Annotated in this window: 11 protein-coding genes; 5 read left to right on the top strand and 6 right to left on the bottom strand. The window is 71.6% G+C overall.

What is annotated here, in order from left to right; translation table 11 throughout:
• Positions 1 to 20 precede the first annotated feature (20 nt).
• Positions 21 to 326 carry a 4a-hydroxytetrahydrobiopterin dehydratase gene (locus ABT170_RS15720; RefSeq protein WP_266925564.1) on the top strand — a complete coding sequence of 102 codons (306 nt, stop codon included), beginning with the start codon at positions 21 to 23 and terminating at the stop codon, positions 324 to 326.
• Between the two features lie 100 nt (positions 327 to 426).
• On the opposite strand, the gene ABT170_RS15715 is transcribed toward ABT170_RS15720, so the two are convergent.
• Positions 427 to 1392, bottom strand: coding sequence for a LysR family transcriptional regulator (locus ABT170_RS15715; protein ID WP_329946639.1), 966 nt, complete (start codon positions 1390 to 1392; stop codon positions 427 to 429).
• Between the two features lie 142 nt (positions 1393 to 1534).
• Here ABT170_RS15715 and ABT170_RS15710 point away from each other — a divergent pair, with 142 nt between their 5' ends.
• Positions 1535 to 2482 carry a class I SAM-dependent methyltransferase gene (locus ABT170_RS15710; protein ID WP_329946640.1) on the top strand — a complete coding sequence of 316 codons (948 nt, stop codon included), beginning with the start codon at positions 1535 to 1537 and terminating at the stop codon, positions 2480 to 2482.
• A gap of 27 nt (positions 2483 to 2509) precedes the next feature.
• On the opposite strand, the gene ABT170_RS15705 is transcribed toward ABT170_RS15710, so the two are convergent.
• The 4 genes from ABT170_RS15705 to ABT170_RS15690 form a co-directional block, all read right to left on the bottom strand.
• Positions 2510 to 2980 carry an RICIN domain-containing protein gene (locus ABT170_RS15705; RefSeq protein WP_329946641.1) on the bottom strand — a complete coding sequence of 157 codons (471 nt, stop codon included), beginning with the start codon at positions 2978 to 2980 and terminating at the stop codon, positions 2510 to 2512.
• A 228-nt stretch (positions 2981 to 3208) separates the two neighbouring features.
• Positions 3209 to 4045 carry an aldo/keto reductase gene (locus ABT170_RS15700; protein ID WP_329946642.1) on the bottom strand — a complete coding sequence of 279 codons (837 nt, stop codon included), beginning with the start codon at positions 4043 to 4045 and terminating at the stop codon, positions 3209 to 3211.
• Positions 4046 to 4179: 134 nt separating this feature from the next.
• On the bottom strand, positions 4180 to 5979 hold the full coding sequence (locus ABT170_RS15695; protein ID WP_351867710.1) for an AMP-dependent synthetase/ligase: 1800 nt from the start codon (positions 5977 to 5979) through the stop codon (positions 4180 to 4182).
• Between the two features lie 362 nt (positions 5980 to 6341).
• The gene (locus tag ABT170_RS15690; protein ID WP_329946644.1) at positions 6342 to 7226 is read right to left on the bottom strand and encodes a LysR substrate-binding domain-containing protein; all 885 of its coding nucleotides are present in this window, start codon (positions 7224 to 7226) and stop codon (positions 6342 to 6344) included.
• Positions 7227 to 7342: 116 nt separating this feature from the next.
• On the opposite strand from ABT170_RS15690, the gene ABT170_RS15685 reads away from it, so the two are divergent.
• The gene (locus ABT170_RS15685; protein ID WP_351867706.1) at positions 7343 to 8428 is read left to right on the top strand and encodes a bile acid:sodium symporter family protein; all 1086 of its coding nucleotides are present in this window, start codon (positions 7343 to 7345) and stop codon (positions 8426 to 8428) included.
• Positions 8429 to 8551: 123 nt separating this feature from the next.
• On the opposite strand, the gene fdhD is transcribed toward ABT170_RS15685, so the two are convergent.
• A complete protein-coding gene (gene fdhD, locus ABT170_RS15680; RefSeq protein WP_351867703.1) occupies positions 8552 to 9400 on the bottom strand; it encodes a formate dehydrogenase accessory sulfurtransferase FdhD in 849 nt (282 codons plus the stop codon).
• A 608-nt stretch (positions 9401 to 10008) separates the two neighbouring features.
• Between fdhD and ABT170_RS15675 the strand changes: the two genes are divergently transcribed.
• Entirely contained in the window at positions 10009 to 10965 is a 957-nt protein-coding gene (locus ABT170_RS15675) for a beta-ketoacyl-ACP synthase III (protein ID WP_329946647.1), read from the top strand.
• Positions 10966 to 11029: 64 nt separating this feature from the next.
• Positions 11030 to 11707: a GntR family transcriptional regulator gene (locus ABT170_RS15670; RefSeq protein WP_329946648.1), complete on the top strand. Its 678-nt coding sequence runs from the start codon at positions 11030 to 11032 to the stop codon at positions 11705 to 11707.
• Positions 11708 to 11852 lie beyond the last annotated feature (145 nt).

Below are 11852 nucleotides of genomic sequence, written 5' to 3'. Positions count from 1 at the left end.
GTCACTCAGGGAGCCGTGCCATGTCCGCAGAACCGCTGTCGCCCTCCGAGATCGGGTCCAGACTGGGCGCGCTGCCCGGCTGGTCCCTGGAAGGGGACCGGATCACCCGTACCTACCGGCTGCCCTCGCACTTCGCCGCCGCGGCCCTGACCGTCCATGTCGCGCAGATCCAGGAGGAACTGGGGCACCACTCGGATCTGACGCTCGGCTACAACACCGTCGCCCTGTCCGTGCACACCCATGACGCGGGCGGCGCGATCACGGAGAAGGACCTGGCGCTCGCCGCACGGGTGACGGCCGCCGCTCCGGCGCACGGAGCGGAATGACGCGCGTACGGCGCGGACGGCGGCATACGTCATCAGGCCGGCGACGCCGTGCTCATGGGGCGGACGGCGGCGCGCGGCACGAGCCCGGCGCGGCCGTCGCTCATGGGGTCACCACGCCGAACCGCGGATGCGCGGCGAGCCACGCCTCGTAACCGGGACTGCGCGACACCGCCTCGGCGTACGCCGAGCGGGTCAGCCCGCTCACCGCTCCCGCCGCGGCGTTCGCGGCGGGAGAGCGCGGATGCCAGCCCAGCAGATGGCGCCAGCTCAGCGGAGAACCGGCGATCGGCCGGGTCACCAGGCCGGGCGTCGGCGGGAACGTCGCCCGGCACAGCCCCACCGCCCGGCCCACCTGGACCAGATGCACGACCGAGGCGGTGTCCGTCTCGAACACCGACACGGGCGTGAAGCCCGTCCGGGCGCAGGCGGCGGCGAAGCAGTCCGCGAAACAGCCGTCACCCGGCACATCGGCCCAGGACTCGTTCGCGAGCGCGGCCAGGCTCAGTTCCGGTTCGCCCGCCAGCGGGTGCTCCTCCGGCAGCATCACGAACACCGGGTCGACGCCGACGACCTGCCAGACCAGGCGGTCCGCCATCGGCGGGGGGCTCTCGCCACAGGCGCCGATCAGCGCGAAGTCCAGCCGCCCGTCGATCACGAGCGAGGAGATCTCCGTCACCGACCACGCGGTGTAGGTGGACACCGGCGCGGTGGGGTGCGCCGCGGCCAGCCGGTCGACGAGACCGCCGAGCAGGGGGCCGTGCGTCCCGCCGAGCCGGAACCGGTCCATGGCCCCCGTGGCGTTGGCGAACCGCACCGCCTCCGCCTGGAGCTCGCTGACCGCCGGCAGCACCACCCGGGCCCGTTCGAGCACCAGCTCCCCGAGGGGGGTCGGCCGGGCACCCGTGTGGTCCCGCTCGAACAGCGCGCCGCCGAGAGCCTTCTCGATCCGCCGCAGCTGAGCGCTGAGGGCGGGTTGGGCAAGCCCGAGAGCGGCGGCGGCCTTGGTCAGGCTGCCGGTGTCGGCAATGGCACGTACGGTTCTCAGATGGCGCAACTCCAGCTCCATAACGGCAAGTTATGGGTCCGAGGGCCCACCGGCAATATGTGTGCCCACAACCGCCCGGAACCCGACCGGTGCCCACGGGGGACGAATTGCCGAAACGGCAACATAATTGGCCCGATGGGCAATCCTTGGGGAAGCTGGCCCCATGACCAATCACCTCGGGCACAGCCACCACGGGCAGTCGCACACGCAGCCGCACACGCACGGGCACTCGCAGGCACCGTCATCATCCGGGCACACGCACGGCACGACCGACCTCGACTGGGACGCGATGGGACCCAGGCTGGAGCGGGAGGCCGAGCTCAACAGGCCGCAGTACGAGGAGGCGGCCCGCTGGATCGCCGGTCTGCCCGACGCGCCGGAGGTGCGCCGCGTCCTCGACATCGGCAGCGGCCCCGGAGTGGTGACCTGCCTGCTGGCCGAGGTGTTCCCCGGGGCGGAGGTCGTCGCCGTGGACGCGACCCCGGCCCTCCTGGAGCGGGCGGCCTCCCGCGCCCGGCGCCTGGGACTCGGCGACCGCGTCCGTACCCTGGAGGCCGAACTTCCCGAAGGGATCTCCCGGTTGGGCGAGGCCGATCTGATCTGGGCGGGGAACTCCCTGCACCACATGGGTGACCAGCGCGGTGTTCTGGCCGGCTTCGCCGAGCACCTGCGCCCCGGCGGCACGGTCGCGCTCGTCGAGGGCGGCCTGCCGACCCGCCGGCTGCCCCGTGACATCGGCATCGGGCGGCCCGGCCTGGAGGCCCGGCTGGACGCGGTCTCCTCCGCGTGGTTCCAGACGATGCGGTCCGGGCTGCCGGCGGCCAAGCACGAGACCGAGGACTGGAACGCCCTGTTCCTCGCGGCGGGACTGACTCCGCAGGGCACCCGCAGCTTTCTGCTCGACCTGACCGCCCCGCTCTCCGACCCGGCCCGTGAATACGTCGTCGAGACCTTCGTCCGGGCCCGCGAGGCGTTCACCGACCTGCTCGACGCCGACGACGTCGCCGTGCTCGACCGGCTGCTCGACCCCGAGGACCCGGCCGGTCTGAAGCTGCGGCCCGATCTCTACCTGCTCACCGCCCGCACGGTGCAGCTGGCGCGCCGCGGCTGAACGCCCGGCGCCCCCGGCCGTGGCGCCTCACGGCGCCACGGCCTCCAGACGCCACCACTGGGAGGGGGAGTCGGTGTCCTCCCACTGCTGGATCCTGGCCCCGGCCTCCGTCGAGCCGTCGGCGACCTCCAGGACCAGCCCGCTGATGAAACTGACCAGGGTGACCGTGCCGGGCGCCTCCAGATGCTGTTCGATCAGCCATTCCTGGGCGCCGAAGTTGTTGGCCTTCCACTGCTGGACGGTGGCGCCGTTCTCCGTGGAGGCGCCCGCGACGTCCAGCCGCTTGCCGCTGTGCGCGTTGACCAGGTGGTGGAGCGAGGCACCCTCGTGCACGGGCGAGAGCCGCCAGTGCTGCGCCGCCGACCCGCTCTCCTCGCCCTGCCGCACCGGAGCGCCGCTGCCCTTGGCCTCGCCGTACACCTCCAGCAGCAGCCCGCTGCCGATGTTGCGCAGGCGGTACAGGCCGGCTTCGACGACGGGCGCGCTGTCCCTGCTCATGCTCTGGTCTCCTTCGGGCGGTGCTGCGGATGCGGGTGGCGGGGCGGGTGTGTGCGCGAGTCCGCGGGGGACCGGGGGCGGCGCAGGGACCGGGGGCGCGGGGGACCGGGTGCGCCGGTAACGACGGCGCGGGGAACGGCGGCGCCCCCACCGTCAGTTGCGCGGTGGGGGCGACGGACAGGACTGCCGCGGGGGCGTGGTCCGGGAGCCGGTGGAGGCGTGCGCGGCTCAGGCGCCGACGTTGAACTCCGCCGGGTTCGGGCCGAGACGCCTGCCCTCGTCCAGGGCGGCGAACGCGGCGAGGTCGTCCGCGTCCAGCTCGAAGCCGAACACGTCCAGGTTCTCCGCGATCCGCGACGGGGTCACGGACTTCGGGATCACCACGTTGCCCAGCTGGAGGTGCCAGCGGAGCACCGCCTGGGCGGGCGTACGGCCGTGCTTCCGTGCGACCGCGACGACCGTGGGGACGTCCAGGAGGCCCTTGCCCTGGCCCAGCGGCGACCATGCCTCGGTGGCGATGCCGTGCGCGGCGTGCAGTGCGCGGGACTCGCCCTGCTGGAGCTGCGGGTGGAGTTCGATCTGGTTGAGCACCGGGACCACGGAGGTCTCACCGAGCAGACGCTCAAGGTGCTCGGGCAGGAAGTTCGACACACCGATCGACTTCGCGCGCCCCTCGGCCAGGATCTTCTCCAGGGCCTTGTAGGTGTCGACGTAACGGTCCGCGGCGGGGACCGGCCAGTGGATCAGATACAGGTCGACGTAGTCCAGGCCCAGCCTGTCGAGCGAGGCGTCGAAGGCGCGCAGCGCCGCATCGTGGCCCTGGTCCCCGTTCCACAGCTTGGTGGTGACGAAGAGCTCGTCGCGGGCGACCCCGGAGGCGGCGATGGCCCTGCCCGTACCCGCCTCGTTCTCGTAGACGGCGGCGGTGTCGATGCTCCGGTACCCGGACTCGATGGCCGTCGCGACCGCCTTCTCGGCCTCGTCGTCCGGCACCTGCCAGACTCCGAAACCGAGCTGCGGCATTTCGAGGCCGTTGTTGAGGGTGATGGAGGGGACCTGGCTCACGAGCGGTCGATCCTTACGTCGGCGGTGCTTACTCGTGACGACAACGATCAGCGCGCCCGAACCATTCCCGAACCATGCCCAGGACCGCCCGGTACTGCCCGCGGTTGCCCGTCGGTGACCGCCGGGGCGACCCGTCAGTGGTACAGGGCGTCCACCTCGACCGCGTACGCCGTCTCGATCGCCTTGCGCTTCAGCTTCAGCGAGGGGGTCAGCAGCCCGTGCTCCTCGGTGAACGGGTGCGCCAGGATCCGGAACGTACGGATCGACTCCGCCTGGGACACCGCCGTGTTCGCGGCCACCACGGCCCGGCGCACCTCCATCTCCAGATCCGGGTCCCGCACCAGATCGTTGCCGGTCAGCGGGTTGCGTCCCCGCATGGCGAGCCAGTGGTCCACCGCCTCCTGGTCCACGGTCACCAGCGCCGCGATGTAGGGCCGGTCGTTGCCGACGACGATGCACTGCGCGACCAGCGGGTGCGCCCGTACCCGCTCCTCCAGACCGGCCGGGGACACGCTCTTGCCGCCCGACGTCACCAGGATCTCCTTCTTCCGCCCGGTGATCGTGAGATAGCCGTCCGCGTCCAGCGCGCCGATGTCCCCCGTGGCGAGCCAGCCGTCGTTCAGCACGGCCCGGGAGGAGTCCGGATCGCCCAGATAGCCGGAGAAGACATGGGCACCGTGCAGCCACACCTCACCGTCCTCCGCGATGTGCACCGTGGTGCCGGGAATGGGCCGGCCGACCGTGCCGTAGCGGGTGCGCTCGGGCGGGTTGGCCGTCGCCGCCGCACTCGACTCGGTGAGCCCGTACCCCTCGAAGACCGTGACGCCCGCACCCTCGAAGAACAGCCCGAGCCGGCGCTCCATGCCCGAGCCGCCCGACATGGCGTGCCGCATCCGGCCGCCCAGCGCCTCGCGGACCTTCCTGTAGACGACCTTGTCGAAGAACTGGTGCTGCATCCGCAGCCCGGCGGACGGACCCGGTCCGGTCCCGAACGCCCGTTCCTCCATCGCCTCGGCGTACTTCACCGCGATCTCGACGGCCTTGTCGAACGGCCCGGTCCGGCCCTCCGCCTCCGCCCTGCGCCGGACACCGTGGAAGACCTTCTCGAAGATGTACGGCACGGCCAGGACGAACGTCGGCCGGAACGTCATCAGGTCCGGCATCAGCGCCCGCGCGGAGAGCTCCGGCTGATGGCCCAGCTTCACCCTGCCCCGGACCGCCGCGATCTCCACCATGCGGCCGAAGACATGGGCCAGCGGCAGGAAGAGGAGGGTGGAGGCCTCGTCGCCCGGCTTGGAGTGGAAGACCGGCTCCCAGCGGCTGACCATGGTGTCGGCCTCGAACATGAAGTTGGCGTGGGTGATCACGCACCCCTTGGGGCGGCCCGTCGTGCCGGAGGTGTAGATCACGGTGGCCACGGACTCGGGCGTCACCGCTCTGCGGTGCCGGTGGACCACCTCGTCGTCGATCCCCGTGCCGGCCTCCGTCAGCTCGCTCACCGCGCCGGCGTCCAGCTGCCACAGCCGCTTGAGATGCGGCAGCCGGTCGATGACCGAACCGACCGTCATCGCGTGGTCCTCGTGCTCGACCATCACGGCCGCCACCTCGGCGTCATGGAGCATCCACAGGACCTGCTCGGCCGACGACGTGGGATAGACCGGCACGGACTGGGCGCCGATCGACCAGAGCGCGTAGTCGAACAGTGTCCACTCGTAGCGCGTACGGGACATCAGGGCGACCCGGTCGCCGAACCGGACGCCGTGGGCGATCAGCCCCCTGGCCAGCGCCAGCACCTCGTCGCGGAAGTCCGCGGAGGTGACATCGCGCCACTGTCCGGAGGCGTCCTTGCGGCTGAGGGCGACCCGGTGCGGGTCGTCCTCCGCGTACGCGAAGACCGCATCGGCGAGACCGCCGGCAAGAGGTGCCGCCGTCATGGGTGGGACAGTGAACTCACGCAAATGACCTGCTCCTCAGCGCTCCGCACAGCGCCGCGACGCTACCCCAAGGAACGCGCCTGCGGGAGGGGCAGATGTCTCCGTAAAACATGCCATCTGTGCAGGCCGGTCGTCGAAATCCGGCCAGATGGGCAAGGCTCGGGCGTACTTCTGACCACGGAGTAAGTGACCGGAGCCGGAATCTCCACCGAATCTGAACGCGGCGATCACTCCCGCTCTACGCCGGTACGGGGAAGTTGCTCCGGGCCTGTCCGTGCCTGTCCGGCCCGCTGCTCGGGCTCCCGCGGGCTCCCTCGGGGGGTCCTCACGCGTCCCCGGGTCCTCACTCGGCCTCGCGCCCCTCACCCGGCCTCGCGGCCGCCGATCCCGCGGTGGAGCCGGTCGCCGCCCGCCAGGATCGCCGCCGCCAGCGCGTCCGCCGCCTCCTGCGCGGCGTCCCGGCGGCGGCCGTGCAGGAGGACGAAGTCGACATCGCCCAGCTCCGGCAGCCCCGCCCTGGCCGGTACCGGGACCAGCCCCGGAGGGATCAGTCCCCGGGTGTGGGCCATCACCCCGAGGCCGGCGCGGGCCGCCGCGATCAGCCCGCTCAGGCTCGTACTCGTGCACGCGATCCGCCAGGACCGGCCGTGCTCCTCCAGGACCTCCAGGGCACGGGCCCGGGTGATGCCCGGCGGTGGGAAGACGATCAGCGGAATCGGACGGTCCGGGTCGATCCGCAGCTGCGGGGCGCCGATCCAGGTCAGCGCGTCCTGCCAGACCAGCTCGCCGTGCGTGTCACCGGTGCGCCGCTTGGCCAGCACCAGATCCAGGCGCCCCGCCGCCAGCTGCCGGTGCAGCGTGCCGGACAGCTCCACGGTCAGCTCCAGTTCGACCTCCGGGTGATCGCGGCGGAAGGACTCCAGGATCTCCGGCAGCCGGGTGAGGACGAAGTCCTCGGAGGCGCCGAAGCGCAGCCTGCCGCGCAGCCGGGTGCCGGTGAAGAACGCCGCGGCCCGCTCGTGTGCCTGAAGGATCGTCCGGGCGAAGCCGAGCATCGCCTCGCCGTCCTCGGTGAGATCGACCCGGTGCGTGTCGCGGGCGAACAGCTGCCGTCCCGTCGCCTCCTCCAGGCGGCGCACATGCTGGCTCACCGTGGACTGCCGCACCCCGAGCCTGCGGGCGGCCTGGGTGAAGCTCAGGGTCTGGGCGACGGCGAGGAACGTACGGAGCTGGGCGGGGTCGTACATGATGCCACGTTATCGCGAACCATGATGACAGTAAGAGCGGTATACCGGATTCCCGATGGCGATGATCAAGAGCAGGATGGAGAGGGCACGACCTGACCGAGAGACACGTGGAGCACATGAGCCGCCGCACCCTGAAGCCGCCGTCCTGGCTGCCGATCGACCTGTACATACTCGCGCTGATCGGCACGGTGGTGCTCGCGGCGCTGCTGCCCGCCTCGGGCCGGGCCGCCGATGTGGCCGGCGGGGCCTCCACCGGAGCGGTGGCCCTGCTCTTCTTCCTCTACGGGGCCCGCCTCTCGACCGGGGAGGCGCTCGACGGCCTGCGGCACTGGCGGCTCCATCTCACCGTCCTGATCTGCACCTTCGTCGCCTTTCCGCTGCTGGGACTGGCGAGCAAGGGTCTGGTCCCGTATGTGCTGACCCCGCAGCTCCAGGCCGGATTCCTCTTCCTGTGCCTGGTGCCGTCCACCATCCAGTCCTCGATCGCCTTCACCTCGATGGCCAGGGGCAACGTGCCCGCGGCGATCTGCGCGGGGTCCTTCTCCAGCATCGCCGGGATCTTCCTCACCCCGCTGCTCGCCGCACTGCTGCTCGGGGGTACCGGAGGCGGATTCTCGGCCGACTCGCTGCTGAAGATCGTCCTTCAGCTGCTCGTGCCGTTCATCGCCGGACAGCTGACGCGCCGCTGGATCAGCGGCTTCCTCGTCCGGCACAAGAAGGTCCTCGGGTATGTCGACCGCGGCTCGATCCTGCTGGTCGTGTACACCGCGTTCAGTGAGGGCATGGTCGCCGGTGTCTGGCACCAGGTGACGCCGGCCCGGCTCGGGGCGCTGCTGGCCGCCGAATCGGTGCTGCTGGCCCTGATGCTCTCGCTGACCTGGTACGGGTCCAAGCGGCTCGGCTTCGACCGGGGGGACCGGATCGCCATCCAGTTCGCCGGGTCGAAGAAGAGCCTGGCCGCCGGGCTGCCGATGGCGAGCGTCCTGTTCGGGGCCCAGGCGAGTCTGGCCGTGCTGCCGCTGATGCTGTTCCACCAGATGCAGCTGATGGTCTGCGCGGTGATCGCGAAGCGCCGCTCGCAGGACGGCGAACCGGACGAGGACCGTGAGCCCGGCCAGGACAGCGGGCCCGGCCAGGAGCAGGGCCAGGGCCAGGGCCAGGCGTCGGAGGATCAGCTGCCCTCGGCCGCCGGACGGGGCTGACCCCCACCGGCCTTCCACCGGCCCCCTCCACCGGCCTTCCGCCGACCCCCTCCAGCGGCCCCCTCCACCGGCGTTCCACCGGCCCTTTCGCCGTCCGGCCGGCCTGCGCGGCGGACGGGCGCCTCAGTCCCGGGGGGCCGGCTCCTCCAGGACGATGCGGTGCTCACCCGCGTACACGTTCATCGAGGGACCCCGGAGGAAACCGACCAGGGTCAGTCCGCTCTCGGCCGCCAGATCCACGGCCAGCGAGGACGGTGCGGACACGGCCGCGAGCATCGGGATCCCCGCCATCACCGCCTTCTGCACCAGTTCGAACGAAGCCCGGCCCGACACCAGCAGGATGGCCCGGGAGAGCGGCAGCCGGCCGTCCGTCAGCGCCCGCCCCACCAGCTTGTCGACCGCGTTGTGCCGGCCCACGTCCTCGCGGATGTCGAGCAGTTCGCCCTCCTGCGAGAAGAGCGCCGCCGCGTGCAGGCCGCCGGTCCGGTCGAAGACCCGCTGTGCCGCGCGCAGCCGGCCGGGGAGTCCGGAGAGCAGGTCGGGGGTGACGCGGACCGGGGGAGTGTCGGCGACGGGGTGCCGGGTCGTGGTGCGTACCGCGTCCAGGCTCGCCTTGCCGCAGAGGCCGCACGAGGAGGTCGTGTAGACATGGCGTTCCAGGGTGATGTCGGGCACCACGACATCGGGCGCGAGCCGCACGTCGACCACGTTGTACGTGTTCACACCGTCCGCCGTCGCCCCGGCGCAGTACACGATCGACCGGACCTCGGAACCCTCGCCGATCACGCCCTCGCTCACCAGGAAGCCCGCGGCGAGCGCGAAGTCGTCGCCGGGGGTGCGCATCGTGATGGCGAGCGGCTTGCCGTTCAGCCGGATCTCCAGCGGTTCCTCCGCGACGAGCGTGTCGGGCCGGGTGGAGAGCACCCCGTCCCGGATGCGGATGGTGCGGCGGCGCTCGGTGGCCCGTCCCATAGCCGTAACCCGATTCTGTAGGTGAGGGAAGCCGAACCGGCCCCCGACGCGGAGGTCGCCGTGGGGCACCGGATCACCGCGCGGCGAGGCGGCTTCGGCGATCCCATTGTCCTGCACGCGCGCGGAGCGCCCGCATCCGACACCGGAGGGGCCCGCGCCGCGGGGCCCGGGGCGGTCGCCGTACCGGTCTGTGACGTTTCGTCAGGGGTTCCCGCGACCTGGGCGGTGCACTGGCCGGACCGGACAAAGGATTCCCCGGAAGGTTGCTCCAGGAATCCTTGCGCCCGGCGGATACCGCGCGGGCCTCGTCCGCGCTCGCTACCGCGCTCCCGTCGCGACCGGGGCCGCGGTGTGACCCGGAACCGGCGGTTCCACCGGTCCCACCAGCGCTGATGGCTGCGACTCCCACGGCTCTCCGTCCGGCGGGAGGGCCACGCGAGGGTGTCACGTCGACAGAATGCTGTCTACGATATTCCTTCCAGTGGGTCGAGGCTGTCGTCAAGGCTCCAACGCGCGGCCGATATTCCTGTGGGATCACGTGCCTCTGTACCGGGCGGTAGCGACCAAGACTGGATGGTTCCTGCCATATGTAGCGAGGGGAACCAGTAATGACCGGCTCACGTATCGTGGCGCTCGGCCACTATCAGCCCGCCAAGGTGCTCACGAACGACGATCTGGCAGCCATGGTCGACACCAGTGACGAGTGGATCACCAGCCGGGTCGGCATCAGGACCCGTCATGTGGGCGGCCCCGACGAGCCGGTGGACGAGATGGCCGCGCACGCGGGAGCGAAGGCGCTGGCGGCGGCCGGCCTGCAGCCCGCCGACATCGATCTGGTCCTCGTCGCCACCTCCACCGCCATCGACCGCTCCCCGAGCATGTCCGCCCGGGTCGCGGCCCGCCTCGGCATGGGCTCGCCCGCGGTGATGGACATCAATGTGGTCTGCTCCGGCTTCACCCACGCCCTGGCCACCGCCGACCACGCGATCCGGGCCGGTGCGGCGGCGCGGGCCCTGGTCATCGGCGCCGACAAGATGGCGGACATCGCGGACTGGACCGACCGCACCACGTGTGTGCTGCTCGGGGACGGCGCGGGCGCCGCGGTCGTCACCGCCGATCCGTCCGCCCCGCAGGGCGCGGTCGCGGGGATCGGTCCGGTGCTCTGGGGCTCGGTGCCGGAGATGGGCAACGCGGTACGGATCGAGGGGACCCCGCCGCGTTTCGCGCAGGAGGGCCAGTCCGTCTACCGCTGGGCCACCACGCAGCTGCCGCCGATCGCCCGCAAGGTGTGCGAAAAGGCAGGAATCGCCCCCGAGGACCTGGCCGCGGTGGTATTGCATCAGGCCAATCTGCGGATCATCGAACCCGTCGCCAGGAAGATCGGCGCGGTCAACGCGGTCATCGCCCGGGATGTGGTGGATTCCGGCAATACGTCCGCCGCTTCGATCCCGATGGCCCTGTCCAAACTGGTGGAGCGGGGCGAGGTCGAGAGCGGCGCTCCGGTGCTGCTCTTCGGGTTTGGCGGGAATCTTTCGTACGCGGGTCAGGTGATCCGCTGTCCCTGACGGGCATTGTGCTCGGTAGACTGTAGACGATAAGCAATTGCTCGTCGCCCGGAGGGGGACCGCGATGTTGTCCACAGGACTGCCGCACGGGGCTGTGCCGAAGCTGGAACGGCCCGGTCCGCTGCGCGAGCGTGTCTATGAGGCGCTCCTCGAACTGATCACCACACGCGCGCTCAGGCCGGGTCAGCACCTGGTCGAGAGCGAACTGGCCGGACATCTCGGTGTGTCCCGGCAGCCGGTGCGCGAGGCGCTCCAGCGGCTGAACACCGAGGGGTGGGTCGACCTGCGCCCCGCGCAGGGTGCCTTTGTGCACGAACCCACCGAGGAAGAGGCCGACCAACTGCTCTCGGTCCGTACGCTGCTGGAGGCGGAGGCCGCCCGGCTGGCCGCCGCGAACTCCGGCACGACGGGCATCGCCGCTCTCGAAGAGCTCTGCGCCAAGGGTGAGCAGGCCGTCGCCGACGACGACGTCGACCTCGCCGTCGCGACCAACGCGGCCTTCCACGCCAAGGTCATGGAGCTGGCAGGGAACGTGGTACTGGCGGAGCTGGCCGGGCAGGTCGACCGCCGGGTCCGCTGGTACTACACGCCGGTGGCCCGGCAGCGCGGAACCCAGTCCTGGATCGAGCACCGTGCGCTGATCGCGGCGATCTCGTCGCGGGACGAGCGGCGGGCCACGGAGATCATGCGCTCGCACACGGAACACACCCGCCGGACCTACCACCAGCGCGAAAGCAACTGACCGGCGCACGCTGAGGAGAGGGGCCGGGGCCGAGCGCCCCGGCCCTTCTGTCACGCCCGGCGCCCACCGCGCCCACCGCGCCCACCGCGCCCACCGCCCACCGCGCCCACCGAGTCCGCGCCCGCCGGCGACGCCCGGCGCCCAC

Source organism: Streptomyces sp. NPDC001787, assembly GCF_040297465.1.
Lineage (GTDB): Bacteria > Actinomycetota > Actinomycetes > Streptomycetales > Streptomycetaceae > Streptomyces.
This window is presented reverse-complemented; position numbering and strand designations above follow the sequence as displayed.

Excerpts from the sequence above, each read along its gene's own strand:
- ABT170_RS15705 (WP_329946641.1), bottom strand. The coding sequence starts at position 2,980 with ATGAGCAGGGACAGCGCGCCCGTCGTCGAAGCCGGCCTGTACCGCCTG.
- ABT170_RS15690 (WP_329946644.1), bottom strand. The coding sequence starts at position 7,226 with ATGTACGACCCCGCCCAGCTCCGTACGTTCCTCGCCGTCGCCCAGACC.
- ABT170_RS15675 (WP_329946647.1), top strand. The coding sequence starts at position 10,009 with ATGACCGGCTCACGTATCGTGGCGCTCGGCCACTATCAGCCCGCCAAG.
- ABT170_RS15710 (WP_329946640.1), top strand. The coding sequence starts at position 1,535 with ATGACCAATCACCTCGGGCACAGCCACCACGGGCAGTCGCACACGCAG.
- ABT170_RS15695 (WP_351867710.1), bottom strand. The coding sequence starts at position 5,979 with ATGACGGCGGCACCTCTTGCCGGCGGTCTCGCCGATGCGGTCTTCGCG.
- ABT170_RS15720 (WP_266925564.1), top strand. The coding sequence starts at position 21 with ATGTCCGCAGAACCGCTGTCGCCCTCCGAGATCGGGTCCAGACTGGGC.
- ABT170_RS15670 (WP_329946648.1), top strand. The coding sequence starts at position 11,030 with ATGTTGTCCACAGGACTGCCGCACGGGGCTGTGCCGAAGCTGGAACGG.
- ABT170_RS15715 (WP_329946639.1), bottom strand. The coding sequence starts at position 1,392 with ATGGAGCTGGAGTTGCGCCATCTGAGAACCGTACGTGCCATTGCCGAC.
- fdhD (WP_351867703.1), bottom strand. The coding sequence starts at position 9,400 with ATGGGACGGGCCACCGAGCGCCGCCGCACCATCCGCATCCGGGACGGG.
- ABT170_RS15685 (WP_351867706.1), top strand. The coding sequence starts at position 7,343 with ATGAGCCGCCGCACCCTGAAGCCGCCGTCCTGGCTGCCGATCGACCTG.